Annotated in this window: 28 protein-coding genes; 7 read left to right on the top strand and 21 right to left on the bottom strand. The window is 70.9% G+C overall.

The annotated features are described in order from the left end of the window. From M3Q23_13665 to M3Q23_13650, 4 genes are read right to left on the bottom strand one after another with little or no spacing between them, the layout of a single operon-like run. On the bottom strand, window positions 1-1050 hold the full coding sequence (locus tag M3Q23_13665; GenBank protein MDP9343107.1) for an NAD-dependent epimerase/dehydratase family protein: 1050 nt from the start codon (window positions 1048-1050) through the stop codon (window positions 1-3). 10 nt (window positions 1051-1060) lie between these two features. Further along, on the bottom strand, window positions 1061-1609 hold the full coding sequence (locus M3Q23_13660; protein ID MDP9343106.1) for a GNAT family N-acetyltransferase: 549 nt from the start codon (window positions 1607-1609) through the stop codon (window positions 1061-1063). A gap of 21 nt (window positions 1610-1630) precedes the next feature. Next, entirely contained in the window at window positions 1631-2443 is an 813-nt protein-coding gene (locus M3Q23_13655; protein MDP9343105.1) for an SAM-dependent chlorinase/fluorinase, read from the bottom strand. Window positions 2444-2487: 44 nt separating this feature from the next. Further along, window positions 2488-2589, bottom strand: coding sequence for an AURKAIP1/COX24 domain-containing protein (locus M3Q23_13650; GenBank protein MDP9343104.1), 102 nt, complete (start codon window positions 2587-2589; stop codon window positions 2488-2490). A 125-nt stretch (window positions 2590-2714) separates the two neighbouring features. Between M3Q23_13650 and M3Q23_13645 the strand changes: the two genes are divergently transcribed. Next, complete coding sequence (locus tag M3Q23_13645) at window positions 2715-3125, top strand: hypothetical protein (GenBank protein ID MDP9343103.1); 411 nt, start codon at window positions 2715-2717, stop codon at window positions 3123-3125. Between the two features lie 4 nt (window positions 3126-3129). On the opposite strand, the gene M3Q23_13640 is transcribed toward M3Q23_13645, so the two are convergent. The 3 genes from M3Q23_13640 to M3Q23_13630 all read right to left on the bottom strand — a co-directional run bounded on the left by M3Q23_13640 (window position 3130) and on the right by M3Q23_13630 (window position 5138). Continuing rightward, on the bottom strand, window positions 3130-4023 hold the full coding sequence (locus M3Q23_13640) for a hypothetical protein (GenBank protein MDP9343102.1): 894 nt from the start codon (window positions 4021-4023) through the stop codon (window positions 3130-3132). Between the two features lie 63 nt (window positions 4024-4086). Then, complete coding sequence (locus M3Q23_13635) at window positions 4087-4224, bottom strand: hypothetical protein (GenBank protein ID MDP9343101.1); 138 nt, start codon at window positions 4222-4224, stop codon at window positions 4087-4089. A gap of 95 nt (window positions 4225-4319) precedes the next feature. Beyond that, on the bottom strand, window positions 4320-5138 hold the full coding sequence (locus M3Q23_13630; GenBank protein ID MDP9343100.1) for a phosphatase: 819 nt from the start codon (window positions 5136-5138) through the stop codon (window positions 4320-4322). 63 nt (window positions 5139-5201) lie between these two features. Here M3Q23_13630 and M3Q23_13625 point away from each other — a divergent pair, with 63 nt between their 5' ends. The 3 genes from M3Q23_13625 (at window position 5202) to M3Q23_13615 (ending at window position 7839) form a co-directional block, all read left to right on the top strand. Beyond that, the gene (locus M3Q23_13625; GenBank protein MDP9343099.1) at window positions 5202-5978 is read left to right on the top strand and encodes an SDR family oxidoreductase; all 777 of its coding nucleotides are present in this window, start codon (window positions 5202-5204) and stop codon (window positions 5976-5978) included. Window positions 5979-5980: 2 nt separating this feature from the next. After that, window positions 5981-6775, top strand: coding sequence for an SDR family NAD(P)-dependent oxidoreductase (locus M3Q23_13620; GenBank protein MDP9343098.1), 795 nt, complete (start codon window positions 5981-5983; stop codon window positions 6773-6775). A gap of 68 nt (window positions 6776-6843) precedes the next feature. Next, window positions 6844-7839 (top strand): hypothetical protein, encoded by a 996-nt coding sequence (locus tag M3Q23_13615; protein ID MDP9343097.1) that lies wholly within the window; start codon window positions 6844-6846, stop codon window positions 7837-7839. 15 nt (window positions 7840-7854) lie between these two features. On the opposite strand, the gene M3Q23_13610 is transcribed toward M3Q23_13615, so the two are convergent. The 6 genes from M3Q23_13610 to M3Q23_13585 all read right to left on the bottom strand — a co-directional run bounded on the left by M3Q23_13610 (window position 7855) and on the right by M3Q23_13585 (window position 13264). Then, window positions 7855-8943 (bottom strand): acetoin utilization protein AcuC, encoded by a 1089-nt coding sequence (locus tag M3Q23_13610; GenBank protein ID MDP9343096.1) that lies wholly within the window; start codon window positions 8941-8943, stop codon window positions 7855-7857. Further along, on the bottom strand, window positions 8940-10259 hold the full coding sequence (locus tag M3Q23_13605; protein ID MDP9343095.1) for an aspartate aminotransferase family protein: 1320 nt from the start codon (window positions 10257-10259) through the stop codon (window positions 8940-8942). The genes M3Q23_13610 and M3Q23_13605 overlap by 4 nt, the downstream gene beginning before the upstream one ends. Continuing rightward, entirely contained in the window at window positions 10256-10564 is a 309-nt protein-coding gene (locus M3Q23_13600; GenBank protein MDP9343094.1) for a hypothetical protein, read from the bottom strand. The genes M3Q23_13605 and M3Q23_13600 overlap by 4 nt, the downstream gene beginning before the upstream one ends. Window positions 10565-10608: 44 nt before the next feature. Further along, window positions 10609-11337, bottom strand: a complete 729-nt coding sequence (locus tag M3Q23_13595) for a hypothetical protein (protein MDP9343093.1) — start codon at window positions 11335-11337, stop codon at window positions 10609-10611. Window positions 11338-11400: 63 nt separating this feature from the next. Further along, the gene (locus M3Q23_13590) at window positions 11401-12705 is read right to left on the bottom strand and encodes a hypothetical protein (protein MDP9343092.1); all 1305 of its coding nucleotides are present in this window, start codon (window positions 12703-12705) and stop codon (window positions 11401-11403) included. Continuing rightward, window positions 12698-13264, bottom strand: coding sequence for a SigE family RNA polymerase sigma factor (locus tag M3Q23_13585; protein ID MDP9343091.1), 567 nt, complete (start codon window positions 13262-13264; stop codon window positions 12698-12700). The genes M3Q23_13590 and M3Q23_13585 overlap by 8 nt, the downstream gene beginning before the upstream one ends. A gap of 133 nt (window positions 13265-13397) precedes the next feature. Between M3Q23_13585 and M3Q23_13580 the strand changes: the two genes are divergently transcribed. Continuing rightward, complete coding sequence (locus M3Q23_13580; protein ID MDP9343090.1) at window positions 13398-13643, top strand: AbrB/MazE/SpoVT family DNA-binding domain-containing protein; 246 nt, start codon at window positions 13398-13400, stop codon at window positions 13641-13643. Further along, on the top strand, window positions 13640-14044 hold the full coding sequence (locus tag M3Q23_13575) for a PIN domain-containing protein (protein MDP9343089.1): 405 nt from the start codon (window positions 13640-13642) through the stop codon (window positions 14042-14044). The genes M3Q23_13580 and M3Q23_13575 overlap by 4 nt, the downstream gene beginning before the upstream one ends. Before the next feature lie 2 nt (window positions 14045-14046). Here M3Q23_13575 and M3Q23_13570 read toward each other — a convergent pair whose 3' ends face one another. The 5 genes from M3Q23_13570 to M3Q23_13550 all read right to left on the bottom strand — a co-directional run bounded on the left by M3Q23_13570 (window position 14047) and on the right by M3Q23_13550 (window position 19051). Continuing rightward, the gene (locus tag M3Q23_13570) at window positions 14047-14688 is read right to left on the bottom strand and encodes a methyltransferase domain-containing protein (GenBank protein ID MDP9343088.1); all 642 of its coding nucleotides are present in this window, start codon (window positions 14686-14688) and stop codon (window positions 14047-14049) included. Window positions 14689-14692: 4 nt separating this feature from the next. Next, a complete protein-coding gene (locus M3Q23_13565) occupies window positions 14693-15607 on the bottom strand; it encodes a CoA transferase subunit A (GenBank protein MDP9343087.1) in 915 nt (304 codons plus the stop codon). Window positions 15608-15633: 26 nt separating this feature from the next. Further along, on the bottom strand, window positions 15634-16878 hold the full coding sequence (locus M3Q23_13560; GenBank protein ID MDP9343086.1) for an aminotransferase class III-fold pyridoxal phosphate-dependent enzyme: 1245 nt from the start codon (window positions 16876-16878) through the stop codon (window positions 15634-15636). A 100-nt stretch (window positions 16879-16978) separates the two neighbouring features. Then, window positions 16979-18547: an aldehyde dehydrogenase family protein gene (locus M3Q23_13555; protein ID MDP9343085.1), complete on the bottom strand. Its 1569-nt coding sequence runs from the start codon at window positions 18545-18547 to the stop codon at window positions 16979-16981. 96 nt (window positions 18548-18643) lie between these two features. After that, complete coding sequence (locus tag M3Q23_13550; protein MDP9343084.1) at window positions 18644-19051, bottom strand: type II toxin-antitoxin system VapC family toxin; 408 nt, start codon at window positions 19049-19051, stop codon at window positions 18644-18646. Between the two features lie 371 nt (window positions 19052-19422). Here M3Q23_13550 and M3Q23_13545 point away from each other — a divergent pair, with 371 nt between their 5' ends. Further along, window positions 19423-20211 (top strand): fumarylacetoacetate hydrolase family protein, encoded by a 789-nt coding sequence (locus M3Q23_13545; GenBank protein MDP9343083.1) that lies wholly within the window; start codon window positions 19423-19425, stop codon window positions 20209-20211. On the opposite strand, the gene M3Q23_13540 is transcribed toward M3Q23_13545, so the two are convergent. From M3Q23_13540 to M3Q23_13530, 3 genes are all read right to left on the bottom strand, one after another. Further along, entirely contained in the window at window positions 20192-21514 is a 1323-nt protein-coding gene (locus tag M3Q23_13540) for a hypothetical protein (GenBank protein MDP9343082.1), read from the bottom strand. The two genes, M3Q23_13545 and M3Q23_13540, sit on opposite strands and share 20 nt — an antisense overlap. Before the next feature lie 95 nt (window positions 21515-21609). Further along, window positions 21610-22902: a hypothetical protein gene (locus tag M3Q23_13535; GenBank protein MDP9343081.1), complete on the bottom strand. Its 1293-nt coding sequence runs from the start codon at window positions 22900-22902 to the stop codon at window positions 21610-21612. Next, entirely contained in the window at window positions 22866-24089 is a 1224-nt protein-coding gene (locus M3Q23_13530) for a hypothetical protein (GenBank protein MDP9343080.1), read from the bottom strand. Before M3Q23_13530 ends, M3Q23_13535 begins: the two co-directional genes overlap by 37 nt. Between the last annotated feature and the right edge of the window lie 67 nt (window positions 24090-24156).

Below are 24156 nucleotides of genomic sequence, written 5' to 3'. Positions count from 1 at the left end.
TCACGCCCTCGATCGCTCGAACCGCTCCTGGCCCTTGCGGCGCAGGAAGTCGTACACCTCTCGCTCCCACTGCTCCACCCGGGCCGGCGAGACGACCTGGCGGACCCGCCGCGCCGCCACGAAGTCCTCCAGGGCCTGGCGGGTGGTGAACGCGGGCGTGAACCCGAACTCCGACTTCAGCCGTCGTGTGTCCACCACGCGTCCGTACACAAGGAAGGGCAGCTGGTCGGTGGGGAAGTCGACCCGGCCGGTCCGCCGGAGCAGGTTCGCCACCGGCTCCGCCAGCTGGAACAGCACGGGAACCCACGGCCGGCCCACCAGCCGGACGGCCTGGGACAGGTACACCACGCCGTCCGCGGCCACGTTGAAGATGCCCGGATGGTCCTCCCGGACCGATCGGTACAGCACCTCCAGCGCGTCGTCCTCGTGGAGCAGCTGGAGACGCGGATCGTAGCCCAGGGCCGTCGGGATGATCGGCAGCGTGAAGTAGCGGGTGAGCGTGGTCTCGATGTCCGGCCCGATGAAGTTGGCGAAGCGGAGGAGCGTCACGTCCACGTCGCCCCGCCGGCGGCCGAAGTCCCGCGCGTACCGCTCGATCTCGATGGAGTCCTTCGCGTAGCCGTGCCGGGGGACCGAGCGCGAGGACATGGCCTCGGTGAACACCGCCGGGTCGCGGGGGTCGGCCCCGTACACCGCCGTGGTGGACTTCATGACGAACTTGCGGACCGTCTCGGCCTTTTGGCACGCCGCCAGGAGCTGCATCGAGCCGATGACGTTCATCTCCTTCATCGCGGTCCGGCCGCCGACGCGGGTGGGCGTGGTCACGACGTTCAGGTGCACCACCGTGTCCACCTCCGTGGTCTGGAGGACCTTCACGGTGAGTGGGTTGCGAATGTCGGCCCGGACGAACTCCGTACGGTCGAGGTCCACCTCCGGCTCGTCCAGGTCCACCCCGACCAGGTACTCCACGTCGGGGTCCTTCTCCAGGCGCTGGGCGAGCTTGCCGCCCAGGAACCGGGAGATGCCGGTGATCAGGATTCGCTGGCCCACGCCCAAGAGCCTACCGGACGGGCTGGCTCCCGGCGGAGGGCCACTCGTCCCGCAGGATGGCCATGCGAAGGGTGTCCCGGTACGCCCCGTCGTGCCAGTTCTGCTGGCGGAGCCGGCCCTCCTCGACGAAACCCACCTTCCGGTAAGCGCCCACGGCCCGGGCGTCGTCGGCCAGGACTCCCAGGCCGACCTTGCGCATGTTCATGTGACGGAAGGCGTACTCGACGATCGTGCGAATGGCGTCCTGGCCGTACCCGCGGCCCCAGTACTCCTGGCCGAGCTTGACGCCGAGGTCGCAGACACCGTTGTAGTGGTCGATGTGATGGAGGCCGCACATGCCGACGACCTCCCCCTCAGCCTCCACGGCGAACCACGCACTCTCTCCAGCGCCCGGGCCGGGGTCGCGCTCCAACTCCGCTTCCTCCTCGGAACGGGAACGCGGCACTGGGGGACGGTCCTCCGCTCGAGTCTTCACCTCGACGGTCTGGAGCAGCTCCCACAGCCGGGCGGCGTCCTCCTTCTCGATCGGACGCAGGATGACCCGCTCGCCCTTCAGCATCTCCCCTCCCCTCCGCCGAGGCTAGCCCGGCCGGGCCAGCAGGACGTCGTCCCCGGGCCCGACCCCGAAGGACTGGGCGGCGCTCCCGCCGTTCACCACGAGGGCCAGGAACCCGGCCGAGTCCACGGTGATGCCCGCGTGCGCCTGGGAAAGGTCCGCGAACGTACGGGCTCGCGGGACCTCCAGGATGTAGTCGCCCGCCGTCACCTGGAGCCTCGATACCTCGGCCAGACCGGCCGGCTCGAGATCGGCGGGCCGGGCCGCCAGCTGGAGGTTCCCGAAGCGGTCCGCGGACAGGACCACGCAGTGCAGGCCGTCGGGGCCGGCGGTCGGAGCAGGGAACAGGACACGGACCAGGACGTCCAGGGGAACGGCCGGCCCCAGGTCCTCCAGGCCGAGGCCCGCGGCCAGGTGGGCCGCCGCCGGGGCGAACACGTCCCGACCGTGAAAGGTGTCCGATACCGGGTCCAGCAGGACCCGTGACGAGGTGATCTCGACGGCTCGGACGGCCCCGCCCTGCTCGTCCCACGCCATCGACAGCACGCCGTTGTCGGGGCCGACCAGCGTGGCGCCGGAGGACGTCTCGATGGCCACGGAGCGCCGCTGCGTGCCGACTCCCGGATCGACCACCGCCAGGAACACCGCCCGCTCGGGCATGAACCGGGAGGAACCGGCCAGGATCACCGCTCCCCGGAGGACATCGTGGGCAGGGATGGCGTGGGACAGGTCGATCACCCGGGCCTCGGGAGCGATCCGGGCGATCACCCCGTGGCAGACGCCGACGTACTCGTCCTGAAGCCCGTAGTCGGACAGGAACACGATCGGCCGCGTCACGACCCAGGACTATGGCAGAAGGGGAAGTGCCGGGGGGTGCGCGACTACCGACCCTGCTGGCGGCGCTGCCAACGGGTCTTCTTCAGAAGCTTCTTGTGCTTCTTCTTGCGCATCTTCTTGCGACGCTTCTTGACGAGGGACGGCACGCACTGAGGATACCGGGAAGCGGCCCCTGCTGGCCGCCCCCGCATTCCGGGGCCGTGCCGTACACTCGGCCGCCGCTGCCCGCCGCTGCCGGGAGGGCCGCGGAGGTCGTCGAGCGAAGGGAACCGTGAAGCTCGCACTGGTGCTGGTGGTGGCCCTCGGGCTGGTGGTGCCGGCCTGCTCAGGCAACGGCTCGGGGGGAGGGTGCGGCCCCGCGCCGCCCACCCTGGCCACCGTGCCCGACGCGGCGAAGGCGTTTCCCACGCCGGCCGGACTCGCGATCATCGGCGTCGAGCGGAAGGCACCCACCACCGAGATCATCGCCGCGATCGACTCCGACCTGGGCCCGGCCCTCGACGCCTACCAGCGAGCCCTGTCGGGGGCCGGATATCTGGTGGCGACCCCGCAGCAGAGCAGCGGTTCCGCCCGCCTGGACTTCTCGGGGAAGAACGCCACCGGAACGGTCTCGCTGCTGGTGGAGTGCCCGGGCCGCACGGACGTCACCGTGGCCATCACCACCGCCGCCGGACCGGCGTAGTCGGTCAGTCGGTCCCGAACAGGTTTCGCAGGTCGACCCGCTTGGCCCGGTACTCCTCGTCCAGGCGAACCGACCCCAGCCGAAGCGCCTTGGGCGCGTCCGCCACCGGCGAGATCAGGCGAAGGATGCCCTCCTCGCCGGAGTGCTCCAGGTAGCCGATCCCCAGGTAGCCGCCCTCGCCGTCGGCCAGGCCCACCACCAGCCGGTCCAGCTGGGTGAGGTCGAAGAACGCCGGGAGCGTCGGCATGAACACCGTCGGCTTGACCCGCCACCGGGAGGGCGAGTCGCCGAAGTAGCGGCGCATGGCGTGCTCACGGTTGGCCGCCCGCTGCTCGACCGACGTGGGCACCACGCCGGGATGGACGCCGCGCGTCACGACCTGCGTGCTGAAGAACCGTCGGACGATCCCGAGCAGTGGATCGAGCTCCTCCCCACGCTGGAGGCCGACCACCAGGTCGGGCCGCACCAGCTCCAGCTTGTGGTACTTCAGGAGCTGGCCGTATACGCCCGAGACCAGCCCGCTGGTGTCCACCACCACGAACTCGGCTTGCAGGCTCTCCCGGGCCAGGGTCAGCAGCCGGGCCACCCCCGTGACCACGGGCAGCAGGTTCCCCTGCGGCGACGTGGCCCCCACGAAATAGCACGCATCGGCTTGAGCCAGCCGGTCGGCCTCGAGGTCCTCCTCCGAGCGGATCACCTTCATGCCGATCGTGGTCGGGGGCCCGGCGGACTTCTGGCCCAGGTCGGCGTCGAGGTACGCCGCGGTTCGCCCGGCCGCCAGGGCCGCCCGGATCATCATGGCGGCCAGGGTGGTCTTCCCGGTGTCCAGCCCACCGATGAGGGCCACGGTGTGGTGCTCGGCCGCGGCCCGTTCGGCGATCGCCGTGTGTTCGTCCACTCCGCCTCCGCACGCTCGACCGGCTCCCTCTCGGGAGGCGCCGTTGCGCGGGGTGCGTGCTGGCTAGGTGGTCGATACGAAGGTGGCGTCCGGACATCGACCCCCGCCGCTCGGGCGGGACATGCTGGTCGAGTCGGTCCGGACGGCTCGCAGGCGCTCCTGCTCGGTCAGCCGGTCCACGGTCATCATCGAAACACCCATCAGCTCACGCACACCTCGTCGCAGCGACTTCTCGCGAAAGGACTTCGCCTTCAGGGGATTCTACTTGCGGCGCAAGGGCTCCCGCCGACCCGGGATCAGGGCAGGCGGCCGACGATGGCCTGGAAGCACGGCCAGTAGGCGTCCGGACGGACGTTGTCGTCCATCACCACAACGGCCTGTGTTCGCCCCAGCTCTTTGGCCACGATGAGGGCGGGATCGTTCACGTCGGCGATCGAGATGGTGTCGATCCCGGCCTCGATGGCGGCCCCGGCCCAGCCGTGGTCGGCGAACACCAGGTCGGGGCGCTCCGCGGCCAGCACCACCTGCATCGGCGAGGGGCTGTGCGTGTGCAGCGCCGAGGCCCGGTCGGTCAGCACGGCGACGCCCTGGAAGTAGCGAATCTCGCGGTGGCGGCCCCCTTCCGACCAGGAGGCGCCGTCCGCCGGCCGCAGCAGGGTGACGCCGCGCTCGGCCAGCTCGCGGCCCACGTCCGCGTACAGCTGGATCAGCCCCGTGGGGTGCCCGGTGGCCAGGACGACCCGCTCGCGCCGCCGGCAGGCCAGGGCCAGCCGGTCACCCACCGCCTCACACGCCAGGAGCACGGGCTCCGGGTCGACCCGCACCGGTCCCCACCGCACGTTCGGGTCCGGCTCGAAGCCGGAGGCCCGCCCCACCATGGCCAGGACCTCGGCCCGGGTGACACCGGTCAGGCCGCTCAGCCCGAACTGCGCCACCGGGTCGCCGTCGCACAGCAGCCCGATCTTCCAAAGGACGTTGTCCATGGGATGGCTGACCACACCCGCCATGCCGCCCCGGATGACCGCGCGGCGAAGCTCTTCCCGCGGGTAGTCTCCGGGCTCCCACCGGGGGTCGGTTTTCGGCCTCCGGGCCGGGTGTGGTTCGATTGCGGCCATGGCCCGACCTTATCAGGCGCCTTCACGCCGAAGGCCGGCTGCTGGTCGACGAGGAGGAAGCGAATGACCGAGCTGTCGCTCGAGGGGCGGGTGGCCGTGATCACCGGCGGGAGCAAGGGCATCGGACGCCAGATCGCCCTGGCCTTCGCCGAGGCGGGCGCGGACGTCGCCCTGGCCGCGCGGGGGCAGGACGACCTGGAACGCACGGCCAAGGAGGTCGAGGCCACGGGCCGCCGGGCCCTGGCCGTGCCGACGGACGTGTCGGACCCCGACGCCGTCCAGAACCTCGTGGATCGGGCGGTCGAGGCGTTCGGCGGTTTCGACATCCTGGTGAACAACGCGGGGGCGGCGCCGTTCATGTCGGCGCTCGAGAGCATCCGGCCCGAGGGGTTCGAGAAGTACTTCCGCATCAACTTCCTGTCGGCGTTCCACGTGACCCGGGCCGCCGCGCCGGTGCTGCTGGCGCGGAGGTCCGGGTGCGTGCTGAACGTGGCGTCGGTGGCGGCGTTCATCGCCAATCCGGGCCTGTCGTACTACGGCACGGCCAAGGCGGCCCTGGTCAACCTGACCAAGACCCTGGCCCTGGAGTGGGCGTCGGCCGGGATCCGGGTCAATGCGCTGGCGCCGGGGTGGATCGAGACGGACATGAACGTGGTGGGGCGGCAGAACGAGGCCTGGGACCGGCAGGTCCTGTCCTCCATCCCGCTGGGCCGGTGGGGACGGCCGGAGGACGTGGCGAACGCCGCGTTGTTCCTGTGCTCGCCGCTGGCCTCCTGGATCACCGGATCGGTGCTGGTCGTGGACGGCGGCCAGACCGTGTCGAACCTCATGGGGCAGTAGTGATGGAGCTTCGCGGAGCGGTCGCTGTGGTCACGGGTGCCTCGGCCGGGATCGGCCGGGCCACGGCGTGGGAACTGGCCGGAGCGGGCGCCTCGGTGGTGCTGGTGGCAAGGCGCGAGGAGGTCCTGGGCCAGCTGGCCGCCCAGATGGCGGAGCGAGGACGGCGGGCGGTCCCCGTCGCCTGCGACGTCTCCAAGCGCGCGGACGTCGAACGGCTGCGCGGCCGGATCACCGAGGAGCTCGGGCGCCTGGACGTGCTGGTGAACAACGCCGGCATCCCCGGCGGCGGCGCGTTCATGGACCTCTCGCTCAAGCGGATCGAGGAGATCACGAAGGTCGACTACCTGAGCGTGCTGTACTGCACCCGGATCCTGCTCCCGCTGATGCTGGAGCGCGGGAGCGGCCACGTGGTGAACGTGGCCTCGCTGGCCGGGCGGTTCGCCACCCCCGGCGCCTCGGTCTACGCGGCGGCCAAGCACGCGGTGGTCGCGTTCTCCGAGGCCCTGTACTACGAGATGGAACCGCAGGGCGTCCTGGTCACCGCCCTCAACCCGGGGTTCGTGGAGACAGAGGGATTCCCGCACCACGACCTGGATCCCCGGCTGGTGATGAAGCCGGAACGCGTGGCCCGGGCCATCCTGACGGTGGTGCAGAAGGGGATCGCCCCCGAGATGTCGGTCCCCCGCTGGATGGGACCCCTCCAGCTGTTCCGGGTGGCCACCCCGACCCTGTACCGGTGGGGCGTCCGGCGGGCGGCGAGCATGTCCGCTCGCCCCGCTGCGCGGCCCGGTTCCTGAGCGCGGCGTTGCGCGAGGAGGGGGCAATCCGGTACAAGATGGGCGGTTTGGAGCGCTTCCTTGGTCTCATGGGTCGGTTCCGGAGCGGCGTGGGCATGGCGCCCGCCGCCGCGGTGCTGCTAGTGGTCGTTCCCCTGGCCGTGCCGTCCGTCCAGGCGGTGGCCTCCGCCGCGAAGACCACCACCACCTTCTCCATCTCCACCAGCCCCGTGTCGGTGCACGGGTACGGCATGAGCCTGTTCGTGACCGAGACCGACGGCGCGAAGACGGCCTCGCTCACCGTCACCTTCTCCATCACGGGGACGACGGCACGCCATCCGACCCAGACCCACTCGTACTCGTTCTCCCTGCCCGCCGGCGCGCTCGACGTGGCCGCCGGGCTCGCCGGCGCATCGGTCGACACGGGCACGGGCATGGCCAAGCAGGGCGCGATCGCCATGGCCCTGAAGAAGCTCGGGGACATCCAGGTGGCTCGGGACGCCTGCGACACCACCAAGACCCGGACCGGCACGCTGAAGGGCGCGTTCAAGCTGGTGGCCGACACCGCGTTCTTCCACACGGTCAAGGAGTCGGCCCTGCCGGCCACGCTGACCAAACGCGTTGCGACGCCCGGCTGCGGCCAGACCAGCTCGCCGTGCACGCCCGGGACCACCCTCAGCGCGTCGAACTCGAAGCGCCACATGTTCCTGAACGCGACCCGGACCCCCGTCCCCACCGGCGGCGCGACGGTCTCCGAGTTCCTGAGCTACGTCCAGAGCCCGACGGCGACCGCGCCGGCCACCATCTCCCATCTCATCAAGGTGTCCGGGGCCCCCAAGAAGGCCCTCTCCCCCAGCGCGGACCTGACGTCCGCCGCCCTGAACGGATCGGTGGGCAAGCCCTATCTCACGGGGGGGGTGGCATTCTCCGGAACCACGACGTCGGTGGCGTGCAGCAAGACGCTGAACCGGACCATCTCCACCGGAGCCGTCACCGGCAAGCTGGTGGCGCACTTCGACTCGGTGGGCGACCGTGGCTTCACCGCCGGGAAGAAGGTCCCGGCCACGCTCATCCAGACCGGCTGAGCCCTCGGCCCGCCTTCACCACTGGTACCGCTCGGCCGCCGACGACGGGGGATCCATCAGCTCGCGGGGGAGCTTCTCGCCTGACTCTTCCTCGGCCCTGGCCAGCCAGGCCTCCGGGATCGCCTCCGGCAGCTCGACTCCGGCCATCTCCGCGAAGTAGATGGTCCAGGCTCGGGGCACCACCCGGGCCCACTGGTAGCCGCCGCCCCCGGTGGCCACCCACCGGCCGGCCGCGGCGTCGTGCGCCAGCTCGTGCAGCATCCGGGCCGCCTCCCGGTACGCGGCCGTGGTCAGCTGGAGGTGCGCCAGCGGGTCGGTCCGGTGGGTGTCGCAGCCGAGCTGCGTGACCAGGACGTCCGGGCGGAAGGCTCGCACCCGTTCGGGGACGTTCTGGCGGAAGGCGTCCAACCAGCTCTCGTCGCCCGTCATCGGCGCCAGGGGAACGTTCACCTTGGTGCCCTCCGCCTCGCCGCCCCCCCGCTCGTCCTCGAAGCCCGTCCCCGGGAACAGGTACCGCCCGGACTCGTGGAGGGAGATGGTCAGGACGCGCGGATCGTTCCAGAAGATGGCCTGGGGCCCGTCGCCGTGGTGCACGTCCACGTCGACGTAGGCCACCCGCTCGGCGCCCTGCTCGAGGAGCCAGCGGATGGCCACGGCAGGGTCGTCGTACACGCAGAACCCCGATGCCCGGGCGGGCATGGCGTGGTGCAGGCCCCCGGCCGCGTTGAAGGCGTGCTCCGCCCGGCCGCTCAGCACCTCGTCGGCCGCCTGGACGGAGGCTCCCACCACCGCGGCCGCGGCCTCGTGCATGTTCCGGAAGATGGGGTTGTCGCCGGGACCGTAGCCGTACTGCGACCAGTCGCCCCGTTCGCCGTGCCCGGCCCGCCTGGTGGCATCGATGAACTCGGCGGTGTGGACCAGCGCGATCTGGTCGTCGGTGGCCACCGGGCACTCCACCTCGCGGACGTTCTGGTGCTCGGTGATCCCGTAGGCCCGGATGAGGTCCCAGGTCAGCAGGACGCGGGCCGGCCGCAGCGGATGCTGGGGACCGTGGTCGTACCCGCGGGCTTCCGGGGCCAGGGCCAGCGCGACGGCGTCGCTCACCGGCGCTTCGTGCCGGCGGCGACCGCGGCGGCCGTTCGTTCCACCAACAGGCCGCGCTCCTGGTCGGAGATGGTGAACGGCGGGCCCAGCATGACCAGGTCCCCGTTCGTGCCGTCGGCGCACCCCGTGCTCGAGTACAGCAACAGCCCGCGCTCCCGCGCCCCCGCCACGACGCGTTCGGTGACCTGCTCGGACCGGGGATGCGCCTGCTTCGAGTCCCGGTCCTGGACCAGCTCGACGCCGACCATGAGGCCCAGGCCCCGGACGTCTCCGACCATGGGATGGTCGGCCAGTGCGTCCGCCAGCTCCTTTCGAAGCAGCTCACCCTGGGCTCGGCACCGCTCGACCAGGTCGTCCGCCTTGAGCCTGGCCAGGACCGCTCGCCCCACCGCCGCGCCGACCGCGTGGTGCGAGTAGGTGAAGCCGTGGACGAACCCGCCCGCCTTCACCGTGTCGAAGACCTCGCCGCTCGCCACGCACAGGCCCAGCGGCCAGTAGCCGCTGGACGCTCCCTTCCCGGCGACCAGGATGTCGGGCCGGACCGCCCAGTGGTCGCATCCGAACCAGGTTCCGGTCCGCCCGAACCCGGTCATCACCTCGTCGGCGATCAGCAGGACGCCGTGCCGGCGGCACACCTCGGCCACCTCGGGCCAGTAGTCGTCGGGCGGCACGGCGGCGCCCAGGGTCGCCCCGGCCACCGGCTCGGCGATGAAGGCCGCCACGGTGCCGGCGCCAGCCTCGATGATGGCCCGCTCCAAGGCCTGGGCGTGCTGCCGGCCGCAGCCCTCGGGATGCCGCGGCCACGGGCACCGGTACTCGTAGACGGGGGGCACGTGGAGGGCCTGCCCCAGCCACGGCAGGTACGGGGCCCGAAGCGGCCCGCGGCCGGAGGCGTCGAGCGCCCCCCGGGAGTTCCCGTGGTAGCTCCCCCACCGCGCGATGATCCGGTGCCGCGACGGTTCGCCCCGGGCCAGGTGATAGGCCCGGGCCAGCTTCAGCGCGGTCTCCACGGCCTCGCTGCCCCCGGAGACCGGGTAGATCCGGGGTTCGTCCATGGGCAGCAGCGGCGCCAGCTCGTCGGCGTAGGACTCCAGCGCCTCGGTGGTGAAGGCCGTCCCGTGGACGTAGCCGACCCGAGCCGCCTGCTCCGCCATGGCCCGCGCGATCTCGGCGTCGCCGTGCCCGACGTTGACCACGATGGCGCCGCCCGCTCCGTCCAAATACCGCTTCCCGTCGACGTCCTCGATCCAGACACCCTCGGCCCGCACCGCCGTGGGCAGCGACCGGGCCAGCACCCGCGGGAAGACGTGGCTCATCGCTCTTCCCGGTATCGCCCGAGGAATTCCAGGATCAGGGCCTCGGTCTCGGCCGGCGACGGGCTCGGTGCTCTGATCCCCTCGCTGGACTGAACCTCTGCATCCCGTCGGGCGACGTCCCGATTGCCGAGGAGTTCCTGGAGGTCGCCATCGTCGTAGACCTCGAAGCTGACCTCGCCGTACCGCTCCCGGAAGTAGAAGGGTTCCCCAGAGGGCAGCCAGTCCCATACCTGGACGGGAACGAGGACCGTAAACCCGTCGATGCGGAAGCCGTCAGCTTCGAGGTGTGCCTTCAGCTCCGCCATCCCGCCTCCAGGGAAATCCCAGCTACCGGGAAGGGCTCCGTGGCTCATCGCGAGTAGGCCCCCTCGGGGTCGAGCTCTTCGCGGATCAGGCGGAGCTCCTCGTCGGTCGGTGCCGGCGTATCGGCGAGGTCAGCCGCCACTCGAAGCTCCCAAGCGGTTGCCTCTCGGACCTGGTCGACGGTGACGCCGGGGTGCAGGTTGCGCAGCTCCATCTCGCCGGTCGCCTCGTCGAACCCATACACGCCGAGCTGCGTGACCACGGTGGATGGGCCCGCGCCCCAGTGGGCCGGTCGTGCGCCGGCCAGGTGCCCCGGGCTGGTGGTGAAGTCGATGCGGTCCACGAACGACCGTTTCGACTGCGGCATGATCACGAACACCTTCCGGGCGTTGATGGCGATCTCGCACGCCCCGCCCGAGCCGGGAAGCCGGACCTTCGGCCGCCCGTACTCCCCGATCACGGTGGTGTTGATGTTGCCGAACCGGTCGATTTGCGACGCCCCCAGAAACCCCACGTCCACCAGCCCGGCCTGGAGGTAGTACGCGAACAGGTCGAACATGTTGGTGACCATGGTGGCGCCCGTCACCAGCGTGGGATCGCCGATCGACAATGGAAGCCGCGCCGGATTCGCCCCGAACACTCCAGACTCGTACACCATCTCCAGCTCCGGGCTGACCGTGCGCTTGGCCAGATTCACCGCGATGTTCGGCGGCCCCACGCCCACGAAACACACCCGCTCGCCAACCAGCAGCCGCGCGGACGCGACGATCATCATCTCGTTCGGCGTGTAGGGACGATCCGATTCCGGCACAGCGCCAAGGATATCGGGAGCCGGAGGTCAACCCGGCCGCCCCGAGGCGGCGGAGCTGCACAGCTGGACCGCCACGGGACTCATCCCCGACTCCACCGATCTGCTGCCCACGGCGACGGCCTGCCCCGATGGAAACGCAACGATTCCGGCGAGCCGGCCGCCCTTGATGGGGCCGCTCGGCGGTGCGATGAGTGACCATGTGCGGCCGTCCCAGTGCAGAGCGTAGGCGTACGAGACTCCCTTGTCGGCAGCCCACACGTCGTTGGGCCCCACCGCGTCGATAGCCTCGAGGCCGTAGGGAAGGGCGGATGGCAGATCCGTGACCAGAGTCCACGACGAGCCATCCCAGTGAAGGATGTTCGGGATCACACGATCCCTCGACTGGTCGAACGCGCTCCCCACGGCCCACACGTCCTTCGCGGACAGGCCGTCAACTCCCGAGAGCCCGCCCGAGTGCCCGTCGGCTTCGGGTGCGGACGCCACCGTCCACGCCGAGCCGTCCCAGTGCATGACCAGGGGGAACTGGGTGAAACCGAAACGAGCTTGTCCCACCGCCCGCTGTCCTACCGCCCACACGTCGTCCGGGGCAACGACGTCCACGCCCGAGAGCGAGCTGGGGGCCGACCCGCCGTCGGGCACCGGACTGAGCGTCCAGGCGGTGCCGTTCCAGTGTTCGATGAGCGGCCGGTACTCCTGCCCTCCGTCTGTGGTGGTGCCCACGGCCCAGACATCGCTCGCCGAGCTGGCGGCCACCGCGCTCAGCCAGTTGTCTTTCCACGTTGGGCTCACGAGGTTCGGGCTTGGCACCACCGACCACTTGGCGCCGTCCCAATGCTCGACGAGCGTCCGGGACGACTTCCCCCCGTAGTCGTCTCCCACCGCCCACACGTCCGTGCCGGAGACGACTGCCACACTGGCGAGCCCGGCACCCGGCAGACGGGGGCTCGATACGGGACTCCATCGGTCTCGATCCCAGTGCTCGCTGAGAGGATAGCTCGGATGGCCGATGACGGAACCGACCGCCCACAGGTCCTCCGGCGAGGTCCCGGCAATGGCGCCGAGGTACCCGTTCAGGCTGGCCGCCGGGTTATGGAGTTCGGTCCAGCCCTGCGAACACCCCTTCTGAGCTGGCGTCGATCGGTGTACTCCGCCGAACGCGCGAATGCCTCCGAGTGCGCCGCCCGCGAGGATCGCCACTCCAAGAAAGGCCACAGCCACCGTCCGCAAGCGTCGTCGTCGAACCCGGCGAAGAAGGATGTCGGACGGAGTGGCGGGCGAGGCCCGGAGCTCGTCCGCCATCGACTGGAAGAAGTCCCTGATGTCCTCATCCATCGGTGCTCTCGCCTCCACCATCCCGGTCCACGGTCCCGCGCAGCGCAGCGACGCCCCGCGACACCAGCGACTTCACCGTTCCCACGGAGCAGCCCAGGATCTCCGCGACCTGGGCCTCCTGAAGGTCCTCGTAACAGCGAAGCGCCAGGGCCGCTCTCGTCCGAGGCGGCAACCCGAGGAGGGCCCGCCGCATCGCGTCGCGGGCACCCATGCCGGCATCGGCGGCGGGGCCGGCCTCGAGCCGGGGCTCTCTGGCCCGCCGTTCCATCAGTTCCCGCTCTATGCGCCGGCGCCGCCAGTGCATCCGTGCCAGGTTCACCACGGTCTTCCGAAGATAGGCGGGGAAGGCTGCCGGGTTCCGGAGATCGACGAACCGCCCCGCCAGCTTCACGAACGCCTCCTGCACAAAGTCCTCGGCCAGCGCCCGGTCGCCCGTCAGCACGTAGGCGAGCCGCAGCGCATCGGGGGCATTGCGCTTGTACAGCTCCGCGAGCCTGCTGGACGGCCGGGCCTTCGTCCCCTGCGTGTCGGTGCCGGGCTGCGTCTCCTCCTCGATCACGCCCTCCTCACCCAGACGTCGCGCCCGCCATCCAACAAGATGCGTGAACGGACCGAAAGGTTGAGCGGAGTTGATGGGGCCCCTTGCACCCGCGTTCCGGAATGCGTGGTGGCCGGTGTGGCAGAATGGTGCCATGAAAACTACCATCGACGCGGCCGGTCGGGTGGTCATCCCAAAGGTGCTCAGAGACGAACTCGGTCTCACCGGAGGGAAAGAGGTCGAGGTCTCGCTTCGGGACGGACACCTGGAGCTCGAACCGGTCTCGGTTCCCATGCATCTCGTGGAACGCGGGGGGGTCCTGATGGCGGAGCCCGACGCGCCGATTCCTCCCCTCACGGTGGAGCAAGTGCGGGAAACGCTCGATCGCGTACGGCGGTGACCGCCGCAGATACCAACGTCCTGGTCGCGGCCTTTGCCTCGTGGCATGAGCACAACGCCATCGCCGCCGCGGCCGTTTCCGGCGGGCTCCGGCTCGTGTCGCACGTCGCCGTGGAGACGTACGCCGTCCTCACCCGACTGCCACCGCCGCACCGGGCCCATCCGAGTCACGTCATCCAGTTCCTGGAGCGACACTTTCCCGATCCTCCGCTCGCGCTCCCACCCGCCGCGCTCGCGACGTTCCTGGAGGGCCTGCCCGCGCATGGGATCAGTGGAGGCGCGTCCTACGACGCGCTGGTGGGAGAGACGGCTCGCCTGGCCGGAGAGGAATTGCTGACGCTGGACCGTCGGGCGATGCGTGTGTACGAGGCGATCGGGGCCCGCTCTCGGCTGCTGGCCTGATCTCAGACGGGAGGCTCGGACCTGACGGCCTTCAGGAACTGGAAGGCTCGCTCCCACAGGAACCGCCGGGCCAAAGGGCGCAGGCCGGCCGCAGTCAGGAAGCCCACCAGCTGTTCGCTCCGGTAGATCCCCACGTGTCCGGGCTCGACCAGGCGCAGCACCCGATCGGCGACACGCACGATGGGGCGGTCGGCGCAGGGGTCGGCGATCACGAGCCGGCCGCCAGGAGTCAACACCCTGCCCATCTCGCGCGCCGCCGCGGCCGGGTCCGGGTAGTGGTGGAACGAGGACGTGCACAGCACGGCTGTCACGGAGCCGTCGTCGAACGGAAGCGCCCCAGCCTCGCCCTCCACGAAACGGACGTTGTCGATGTCCGCGGACAGGTACCGGGCCCGCTCGACCATCCCGCGCGACACATCCAGGCCCACGGCGGATTCGACCCCGGGAGCGGCCAGCCGGACGGCCCTCCCGGTTCCGCACCCCACGTCGAGCAGTCGGTCCCCCGTACCGAGCTCCAGGGCTTCCAGGGCGGGGTCCTGGAGCGTGGCCAGCCAGCGGGACCGACGATCCTGCTCGTACCGGCCAGACCAACGGTCGAACCGGCGACGAGCTCCCCGAACGGCGGCCTCCGACCGGGTGGTCACCACCTCAATCGTAGCGGCCGTAGTTGACCTGGCCGGACCAGGCTTCGCCGACGGCGGTCAGCTCGGTCCAGCGTTCGGCGCCGAGCTTCTCGAGGTAGCCGGCGTGGTCCTCGGTTCCGTGCACCCAGTCGGCCAGCCAGCGCTCCAGCGTCTCGGGGTCGCGGGCCACGGCGTCCCAGTCCAGGTAGAAGCGGTTGTCGCGGTCGTAGTAGCCCTGCGCGTAGCTCGGGTGGCAGGCGCCCGGCTCCACCACCACGGCGTCCACGATCAGGCCCGGGATGATGGTGCGATTGGGGTCGGCCCGGACCACAGACTCATCGACCAGCTCCTCGCACACCACGATGACCCGGTCCGCCGCGAACGCCGCCTCCCGCTGGCACCCCAGCAGCCCCCAGATCTGCGCGTCGCCGGCCGCGTCGGCGCGCTGCGCATGGACGATGGTGACGTCCGGATTGAGCGGCGGCACCGCGTAGACGACGTCGGACGCGTCGTACGGCGACCCGATGGGAACGATCCGGGGATTCGCCGTGGGGAGGTCGCTTCCCTCGTAGCTTCGGAGGGGGAAGAACGGCAGCCGGGACGCCCCCGCCACGTACCGGCACACCATGCCGAAATGGCTGTACTCCTCGATCTCCAGCCGCTCCCCGGCCTCGGCGCCCTCGCCGCCCTCGATCCGCCGGCGGATGGCGTGGAGCGACCCCACGCCGGGGTTCCCCAGCCACGAGAACACCAGCTTGCGTGCCACGCCGGCGCCGATCATCTGGTCGTAGACGACGTCCGGGGTCATCCGGCACAGGGTCAGGTCACGCTTGCGCTGGCGGATGATCTCGTGCCCCGCGGCGAAGCAGATCAGGTGGGTGAACCCCTCGATGGCCACCGAGTCGCCGTCGCGGACCAGCTCGCGCACGGCCTCGCGCATGGACGTGACCTTCGACTCGGCCGGGGTCACCGGGTGGCGGCGACCTCGGCGCAGGCTTCCTCGAAGATCCCGAGCGCGGTCTCGGCCTGGTCGGGCCGGACCACCAGCGGCGGCGACATTCGCACGGCGCTGTCCCCGGCCCCCAGCACCAGCAGGCCCCGCCGGAAGCAGGCCTTCTCCACCGCGTCGGCCAGGTCGTGGTCGGGGAACTCGATCCCGATCATGAGGCCGAGCCCGCGAACGTCCTCGATCAGGCCGACCCGGGCGGCGACCGCCCTGAGGCCGTCCAGCAACTGGCCACCCACCTTCTCGGCGTTGGCCGCCAGCGCGCCCTCGATCAGCTCGAACGTGGCCAGCGCGGCCGCGCACGACAGCGGGTTCCCACCGTACGTCGAGCCGTGCATGCCGGTGGTCCACGTCATGAGGTCCTCGCGTGCGATCATGGCCCCGAGCGGGAGGCCGCTGGCGATGCCCTTTCCGGCCAGCACGATGTCCGGCTCGACGCCCCAGCGCTCCATGGCCCACATCCGGCCGGTCCGGCCCATGCCGCTCTGGACCTCGTCGGCCACGAGCAGGATCCCGTGGCGGGTGCACAGCTCGCGGAGGGCCGCCAGCCACCCATCCGGCGCCGGGACATACCCGCCCTCGCCGAGGATCGGCTCGACCACCACGGCGGCCACCTCGTCCGGCTTCACCAGCCGCTTGAACACGACCTCCTCGATGAAGTCGCCGTCGAACGCCTGCGGGGAGTCCGGCTTGTTCGGCCGGAACTGGTTGCCGAACGGCGCGTGGATGATTCCGGGGAGCAGGGGCCCGAACGTCGCCCGGTACAGGGACTTCGACGCCGTCAGCGACACGCTGCCGTAGGACCGCCCGTGGAACGCACCGAAGAAGCCGATGACGTACTGCCGGCCGGTGTGGTGCCGAGCGAGCTTGATGGCGGCCTCCACCGCCTCGGTCCCCGAGTTCGTGAGGAATGAACGAGCCGGGCCTCCCACCGGCGTGATGCGGTCGAGCTCCTCGCACACCTCCGAGTACACCGGCAGGTAGAAGTCCGTCCCGGAGTAGTGCAGCAGCTCCTCGGCCTGGCGGCGGACCGCCTCGACCACGCGAGGGTGGGTGTGCCCCGTCGAGCACACGGCGATGCCGGCGTTGAAGTCGAGGAACCGGTTCCCGTCGACGTCCTCGAGCACCGACCCGGCCCCCCGCCGGGGGACCAGGGGGTAGGCCCGGGGAAGCGACGGAGAGGTCACCCTGCCGTCGCGTTCCATGACCTCACGAGCCCGGGGCCCGGGGACGTCGGTGACCAGCCGGGGCGCGGCCGCGGAGGCCAGGTCCTCGGCCGCCGCGGCGACCTCGCGAGTCTGCACGCTAGCCCTCGATGACCGTGCGGCTCTGCTCACGCATGTACTGGAGCAGGTAGTAGTCGCCGCCGCCGGCCTTGCCGCTGGTGCCGGAGCCCTTCCAGCCGCCGAAGGGCTGGTAGCCCGGCCACGCGCCGGTGGTCGCGCCGGCCCGGCGGTTCACGTACACCACGCCGGCCTCGATCCTGTCCAGGAACTGGTCGACCTCGCCCCGGTCCTCGCTGAAGAACCCGGCGGTCAGCCCGTACTCGGTGTCGTTGGCCAGCTCGAAGGCCTCGTCGAGCGAGTCCACCGGCCCCACCGCCACGAAGGGCACGAACAGCTCCTTCTTCCAGATCCAGTTGTCCAGCGGGACCTCGGCCACGGTCGGCTTCACGAAGTTGCCGCGGGACAGGTCGCCCTCGGTGAGCCGTTCGCCGCCCGCGACGATGCGGCCGTTCTTGCGGGCTTCCTCGGCGGCCTCCTCGAAGGTCTGGACGGCGTCCTCGTTGATGACCGGCCCCAGCCAGTTCTCCCGCTTCAGCGGGTCCCCGACCTTGATCGCTTCCGCCTTCTGCTTCAGCAGGTCCACGAACTGTTCGTACACCTCGCGCTGGACGTACACGCGCGAGGTGGCCGAGCACTTCTGCCCGCCGAACCCGAACGCCGAGCGCATGACGCCGTCGGTGGCCTTGTCCAGGTCCGCCTTGGCGCTCACGATCGTGGGGTTCTTCCCGCCCATCTCACAGATGGCCGGCTTGGGGAAGTCCTTCGGGAAGTTCCGGTAGATGCCCATCCCGACCTCGTACGAGCCGGTGAACGTGAGGCCGTCGACGTCGGGGTTGTCCTGGAGCTCCTGGCCGACCTGCGAGCCGCGCCCGGTGATCATGTGGAACGCGCCCGCCGGGACGCCGGCGTCGCGCAGCGCCTCGTACAGCTTCACGCCCATGTACGCGCCGGCGTTGGAGGGCTTCAGCACGACGGTGTTCCCGCTGACCAGGGCGCCGCCCACGGGGCCCGCCGCCAGCGCGAGGGGGAAGTTGAACGGGCTGATCACGGCCCACACCCCGTAGGGCCGCAGCACGTCGATGTTCGTCTCCGCCTCCGACAGCCGGCCCATGGGCTTGGTGAAGCCCTCGTTGCGCTCCATGGCGTCGCAGTAGTAGGCGATGAGGTCCGCCGACTCCTGGACGTCGCCCATGGCCTCCAGGCGGTTCTTGCCGACCTCGATGGCCATGAGGGCGGCGATGTCGAACACCCGCTCGGAGATGAGGTCGGCGGCCCGGCGCAGGATGGCCACCCGCTCCTGCCACGGCGTGGAGGCCCAGGTCGGGGCGAACGCGCGAGCCGCGGCGATGGCGTCCTTGGCATCCTGCTTCGTTCCCTGCGCGAACTTCCCGACCACGATCTCGGAGTCGATCGGCGAGCGCTCCTCGTGGAAGCCCTCGCCGTGTCGTTCCTCGCCATTCACGAAGAAGGGGTGCTCCTTGCCCAGGTCGCCCCGGGCGCGCTCGACGGCCTCGTCGTAGCGCTGGTGCAGTTCCTCGTTGTCGGCCGTCATGGTGGCGTAGGTGATCCGGAACGTCTGCTGAGCCATGGAGAGCTCCCTTCGCGATTGCCTTGCCCTGTATCGTAGACGGGGGTTCGCACGGGTGCCCAGGCAGGGCCACGGAGGATGACCTGGCAGGGTCGATCAGACCCGGATGACCTGGAGTCCCGGCACGTCGTCGTAGTCGTCGTCCTGCGAGACGACCGGGATGTGGTGGGCGATCGCCGTCGCCGCGATCCACGAGTCGTTGATCGGCATGCGCTTGCCCTGGTCACGGAGGGCGAGGCGCAGGGTGGCCCACGCGTGCGCGACCGGCGCATCGATCGGTAGGGGGTCGAGAGCCTCCACTCGAGACAGCGTCTCCAGACGTCGGGCTCGGGTCGGCCCATCTGCCGCTGCCAGCACTCCCAACCGAAGCTCACCCACAGTGATCACCGACACGGCGACGCGTTCGGGCGGCGCTCCGGCCAGGGGTCGGTCGCGCTCCACCGCGATGAAGAGCGACGTGTTGGCGAGAGCCAGCTCGACCGGCCGGCGTCCCCGGCCCGTCACTGGATTGGGACGTCGTCGGTGGTCTCGGGAAGGAGGTCGCGAAGCTCACTGGCCAATCCCGGGTCCGCGCGCCAGTCCTCGCTGCCGCGGATGAAATCGTCCCACCCGATGGAACGTGGCCGCCCGGGCAAGGGAACCAGTTCGGCGATCGGGCGGCCACTGACCGTCACCCGGAGCCGCTCCCCGGACGTGGCGCGCCGTGACGACTTCGTGGAACCCGCCCCGTGATCGGCGCCACGGCGGCGCGGCGGGAAACGGCCGGCCGCAGGCCATCACCGGTCGCACCGCCTTCATGTGAGCAACCCGCGCCGCAGAAAAGCCTCGCCGCTTCCATGAAAACGGTCCTTGCCAGGGGTACCATCGCGGTCCCTGTGAAGCTCGTCAGCTATGACAAGCGGGGGCACAGGCGGCTGGGGGCACTGACTGGGGGAAGGGTCGTGGACCTGCCGGACGCCGTCGGGCATCCGGTATTCCCCACCACCATGGAAGCCCTTGTTTCCTCCAGTCGGGGGACCGTGCTCGACGCGGCCCGCGAGGCGCTGGAGCGGGACGGCGCGCTCGAGTTCGCCGTCCGAGGGCCACGCCTGCTGGTCCCGCTGCTGCCCACCTCGATCCGGACGGTCCGCCCTCCCACGCCGGCCAGGGGCAAGCGCGACCCCATGGCCTGGTACGGCATGCCCGGCTACGCCGAACGCGACCCCCGCCGTGTCACGGGCCCGGACGAGGAGGTTTCCGGCCCCGGCCCCGGCCGCGCCACCGGGTTCGAGCTGTGGCTGGCCTGCGTGGCCGGCTCGGCGGGCCGGGGCCTGTCTCCGGAGGAGGCCGGCGCGAGGATCCTCGGCTACACCGTGATGACCGGGTCGGTGGAGACCGACGGATGGACATCGCTCGGTCCCTGCGTCGTCACCGCCGACGAGATCGACCCCCAGTCGGTGGTGCTGACCGCGCGCGTGGGCGCCGATGTCCCCGCCCAGTCCGCCATCCAGGACGTCCCCTGGGGGTTCCCCGAGTTGATGGCCCATCTGTCGTGGAACCGCGACGTCTGCCCGGGAGACGTCCTGGGGGCAGGTGGCGTTCGGCTTGCGAGACCGGTGCCGTCGGGCTCGGTGGTGGAGGTGGAGGCGCCGGGGATCGGGGTCCTCAGGAACCGGATCGGCTGACTCCCGAGCCGGCGGCCGCCGCGGTCGCCGGTCCCGGTGCGGCCGTGGGCGCACTCAGGGGTGCGTTCGCCGGAGGGGTCGCCGGCTTCCGCAGCCACAGCGATGCCTGCGACGGCTGCATGGTGTCCTGGACCACGGCCACGAGATCCGCCGCCAGCGCCTCGAGATCCACCTCGTCGCGGAGCTGGGCGGTGAACGACTGGAGTGTCCGTATGGCGTCGTACTTCCGGCGGTAGAAGCGCCGGTCGATGAACGACTGCACGCGGCGGCGGAACCCTCGGAACAGCGCCGCCACCAGCAGGGTGGAGCCCGCCACCACCACCGCGCTGTCGGACTGGCGGGTCACCGAGCGCGCCGCGGCACCCAGCCCGAGCACCGCCCCCAGATACACGCCCGCCAGGAGCGCGGTGAGGACCAGGTAGACCAGCGTGCGGTTGACCAGGCGCTCGATGTCGTAGAGGCGGTACTTCAGGATGGCCACCCCGAACGCGGCCGGGATGCCGAGGGCCACGATGGCCGGGAAGCCCCGAGAGATGACCTTGCCGAGCGGGCCGCCCCACAGGAACTGAAGCGCGTTCCCCAGCACGAACAGGACCGCGGCCGCGATCGCCGCGTAGCGAAGCCACTTGATCTGCTGCCGCTCCTCGCCCCGGGACCGGCGGTACCGCCGCGCGAGCGAGACCACCGCGGCGAAGGCGGCACCCAATCCGCCCAGCCCGGCGAAGCCCAGCAGGCTGCCGGCATGGCGCCGGAAGCCGTGGACGCCGGTGGGATTGGCGATGTGGAGGTCCCTGCCGGCGAACGGAACGTACATGGGCTTGGGATTGAGGACGGTGGCGATGATGGCGACGATCCCCGCGGCGACGGCGATCGCCACCACCGGCCACCACCGCCTGGACAGGAGCCGGCCGTTCGGGAACAGCAGGAACAGCAGCGAGATGGGCGTCGCCGCCCCCACCAGCACCCAGCCGGCCAGCCACGCGGCCCACCGGGCCGCAGGAAGCGATCCCGGGGCCAGCGCCAGGCCCCGCGCTGCGTACCCGGTGCAGACCGCCTCGATGGCGAACCCGAGGCCCATGAGGCACAGCAGCCAGCCGAGCGGGTTCCCGGGCTGCCTCGATGCGACGAGGGCGCCCACCGCGCCGTAGGCGATCCCCGCCAGGAGCACGAGCATCGCGAGGAACACGTCCTCCTGCCCGATGTCCGGCGCATTCTCGGCCAGCAGCACGGCGGCGGGGACGTCCAGCGCGACGGTGAGGCCGGCCGCCGACCACGCCAGCCGAGCGGAGCTCCTTGCCGTCATCCGCGGGAGAGAACCGTGCCTCCCATGCCCACCTCCTTGGTGTCGCGCCCGCTCGGGCGCCGGGCTCCTTCTACACCCTCAGCGTTCCGGAACCGTTACGGGAGCGGCAGAAGCGCGGTCTCGCCGTCAGCCTGCCCTCGGAGCCAGAGTGACACGTGCGCCGGCTGCATGGTCTCCTTCACCACCCCGACCAGATGACCGCGTAACTCGTCGAGGTCCACCTCGTCCCGCATCCGGGTGCCGAACCGCTCCAGCGTGCGGATGGCGTCGTACTTCCGACGGTAGAACCGCCGGTCGATGAATCCCTGGATGCGCCTCCGGGCCGGACGGAAGAGGGCGGCGGCGACCAGCGTCGACCCCGCGATGACGAGCGAGTTCTGGGAACCGGCGATCGAACCCAGCCCCACGGCGAGGCCCGCGTACAACCCTCCCAGGAGCAGGGTGAGTCCTCCGTACACGAGCGTCCGGTTGATGATCCGGTCGATGTCGTACAGGCGGTACCTCAGGATGGCCAGCCCCACCGCTCCCGGCACCACGAGGCCGATCCCGAGGTTGAACCCGATGAACAGCCCCACGCCGCCCACGATCTGTGACGCACCGGTCACCTGCTCGGTGGTGATAACCACGACCGACACTGCGGTGAGCACCATGGAGGCGCTCATGGCGTACACGACCCACTTGAGCTGCTGGCGCTCCTCACCGCGGGCACCGCGGAGGCGGAGGACCAACGACGCGATTGCCAGTGCCAGCGGGATGGTGAGGGTGAACCACAGGAGGCCGAGGGAGCTCGTTCCACTCTGGAACCCGCGGATGGCCCGGATCGCCGTGGGGCTCTGCACAGGGGGGAGGCGCGGCGAGAGACGGAGCGGCGAGGGGTCCAGGGCGGAGAGGGTCGTGAGCATAACGATGACGAGGACCACCGTCCAGGCACCCCATCGCCACCGCCGGCTGCGCAGCTTGCCGTTGGGAAAGAGCAGGAAGACGAAGATCAGCAGGAATGCGGAGAGAAGCGGAGTCAGGTTCTGTAGCCAGGCGAGCCACCGAACCCACCCGTGAACCGTCGCTTCAGCCAGCAGGCCGTGGATGGCGACGAACAGCGCCAGCGCGGCCACGCCGAGGGCGGCCCCGGCCCCGAGCAGCAGCCAGCCGATCGGGTTTCCAGGCCGGCGCGAGGCAACGAGCGCTCCCAGCACCGCGAGGACCAGGGCCGAGACGATGGATGGCAGGCTCTGGGCGGCCAAGGACGAATCGATCGCAGCCCGGTCCAGGTAGAGAAGCACGAGGATCGCGGTGATCATGGCGAAGCACGCGAGCGCGATCGCCCATGCCAGCCGGGCCGCCGTCCGCGGGGTCACGGCCTCGCCGTCCCGGTCGGGGCGCGTAACCACAGCGACACCCTGGCGGGCTGCATGGTCTCGTGCACCACCGATATCAGGTGCCCCTGGAGCGCGTTCAGGTCGACCTCCTGGCGAAGGCGGGCGCTGAAGGCCTCCAGCGTGCGGGCGGCGTCGTACTTCCGGCGGTAGAACCGCCGGTCGATGAAGGCCTGGACCCAGCGGCGGGCTGGCCGGAAGAGCGCGGCCACGGCGAGCGTGGAGACGGCGACGACGAGTGAGTTGTTCTTGCCGCCCGAAACGGACCGGGCGACGGCCCCCAACCCGAACACGCCACCCACGTACACGCCCGCCAGCAGCGCGGTCAGCGCTCCGTAGACGAGGGTTCGGTTGATGATGACGTCGATCTCGTACAGGCCGTACCGGAGGATCGCGAGGGCAGCCGCCCCCGGGAGGGCGACGGCGAACCCGAAGGTGAAGGCCGCGCCGAACGCAGCGTTGGAGAGCGCCTCGCTGACGGAGGACAAGGGGATCGCGACGACGAGGAGGCCGACGGAGAGGGCGGCCGCGAAAGCGAACCACTTCAGCTGTTGGCGCTCCTCTCCACGGGACCGGCGCAGGCGCAGGAGCAGCGCCGCCACCCCCATGACCAGGAGGACCACGATCCCCAGGAACGCGGGCGAATTGGCGAACCCCGCCAGTGCCTTGATCCCGATCGGATTCCCCAGCCGTGGCAGGCGCGGGGAGAGCTGTACCGGCGCGGGGTCGAGGGCCACAGCGGCCACGAACCAGACCGAGACGAGGACCGTGACCGACGTGACCCACCGCCACCGTTTGCTGAGGGGCTTGCCGCTCGGGAACAGCAGGAGCAGAAGGATCAACAGCCCCAGACTCAGGTTCCCGACCCAGTTGTGGAGCCACGCCCACCAGCGAGGCCAGCCGTGCGAGGACACCCCGGCGAGCAGGGCGTGCATCGCGACGTGGCCGGCCAGCAGGGAGACTCCCACGAAGGCCGCGATGCCGAGGAGCAGCCACCCGATGGCGTTCGCCGGCCGGCGGAATGCGACGAGCGCCCCGAGCGCGCCGACGGTCACGGTCGGGACGAGGTCGCCGACGTCCCCCGACCCGACGGAGCGGATCGCCGTCCGGTCCAGGTAGAGGAACACCAGGGTCGCGACGACCATCGCAGCGCACGCGAGCGCGATCGCCCATGCCAGCCGGGTCGCCGTCCGCTCGGTCATCCGCCCTCTCCCATCTCCGCCTGCCGCGCCGTCCGCGTGGCGGCGCCCAATGTGTCACGCGCGTGTC

Source organism: Actinomycetota bacterium, from assembly GCA_030774015.1.
In the GTDB taxonomy this organism is placed as follows: domain Bacteria; phylum Actinomycetota; class UBA4738; order UBA4738; family JACQTL01; genus JALYLZ01.
The sequence above is the reverse complement of the archived record's forward strand: the minus strand, read 5'-3'. Positions and strand labels throughout refer to the sequence as shown.

Coding starts and splice junctions, on each gene's coding strand:
- M3Q23_13580 (MDP9343090.1), top strand. CDS start 13,398: ATGAAAACTACCATCGACGCGGCCGGTCGGGTGGTCATCCCAAAGGTG.
- M3Q23_13595 (MDP9343093.1), bottom strand. CDS start 11,337: ATGATGATCGTCGCGTCCGCGCGGCTGCTGGTTGGCGAGCGGGTGTGT.
- M3Q23_13560 (MDP9343086.1), bottom strand. CDS start 16,878: ATGGAACGCGACGGCAGGGTGACCTCTCCGTCGCTTCCCCGGGCCTAC.
- M3Q23_13600 (MDP9343094.1), bottom strand. CDS start 10,564: ATGGCGGAGCTGAAGGCACACCTCGAAGCTGACGGCTTCCGCATCGAC.
- M3Q23_13530 (MDP9343080.1), bottom strand. CDS start 24,089: ATGACCGAGCGGACGGCGACCCGGCTGGCATGGGCGATCGCGCTCGCG.
- M3Q23_13660 (MDP9343106.1), bottom strand. CDS start 1,609: ATGCTGAAGGGCGAGCGGGTCATCCTGCGTCCGATCGAGAAGGAGGAC.
- M3Q23_13630 (MDP9343100.1), bottom strand. CDS start 5,138: ATGGCCGCAATCGAACCACACCCGGCCCGGAGGCCGAAAACCGACCCC.
- M3Q23_13555 (MDP9343085.1), bottom strand. CDS start 18,547: ATGGCTCAGCAGACGTTCCGGATCACCTACGCCACCATGACGGCCGAC.
- M3Q23_13605 (MDP9343095.1), bottom strand. CDS start 10,259: ATGAGCCACGTCTTCCCGCGGGTGCTGGCCCGGTCGCTGCCCACGGCG.
- M3Q23_13635 (MDP9343101.1), bottom strand. CDS start 4,224: ATGGGTGTTTCGATGATGACCGTGGACCGGCTGACCGAGCAGGAGCGC.
- M3Q23_13625 (MDP9343099.1), top strand. CDS start 5,202: ATGACCGAGCTGTCGCTCGAGGGGCGGGTGGCCGTGATCACCGGCGGG.
- M3Q23_13540 (MDP9343082.1), bottom strand. CDS start 21,514: ATGACGGCAAGGAGCTCCGCTCGGCTGGCGTGGTCGGCGGCCGGCCTC.
- M3Q23_13590 (MDP9343092.1), bottom strand. CDS start 12,705: ATGGATGAGGACATCAGGGACTTCTTCCAGTCGATGGCGGACGAGCTC.
- M3Q23_13615 (MDP9343097.1), top strand. CDS start 6,844: ATGGGTCGGTTCCGGAGCGGCGTGGGCATGGCGCCCGCCGCCGCGGTG.
- M3Q23_13565 (MDP9343087.1), bottom strand. CDS start 15,607: ATGCGCGAGGCCGTGCGCGAGCTGGTCCGCGACGGCGACTCGGTGGCC.
- M3Q23_13620 (MDP9343098.1), top strand. CDS start 5,981: ATGGAGCTTCGCGGAGCGGTCGCTGTGGTCACGGGTGCCTCGGCCGGG.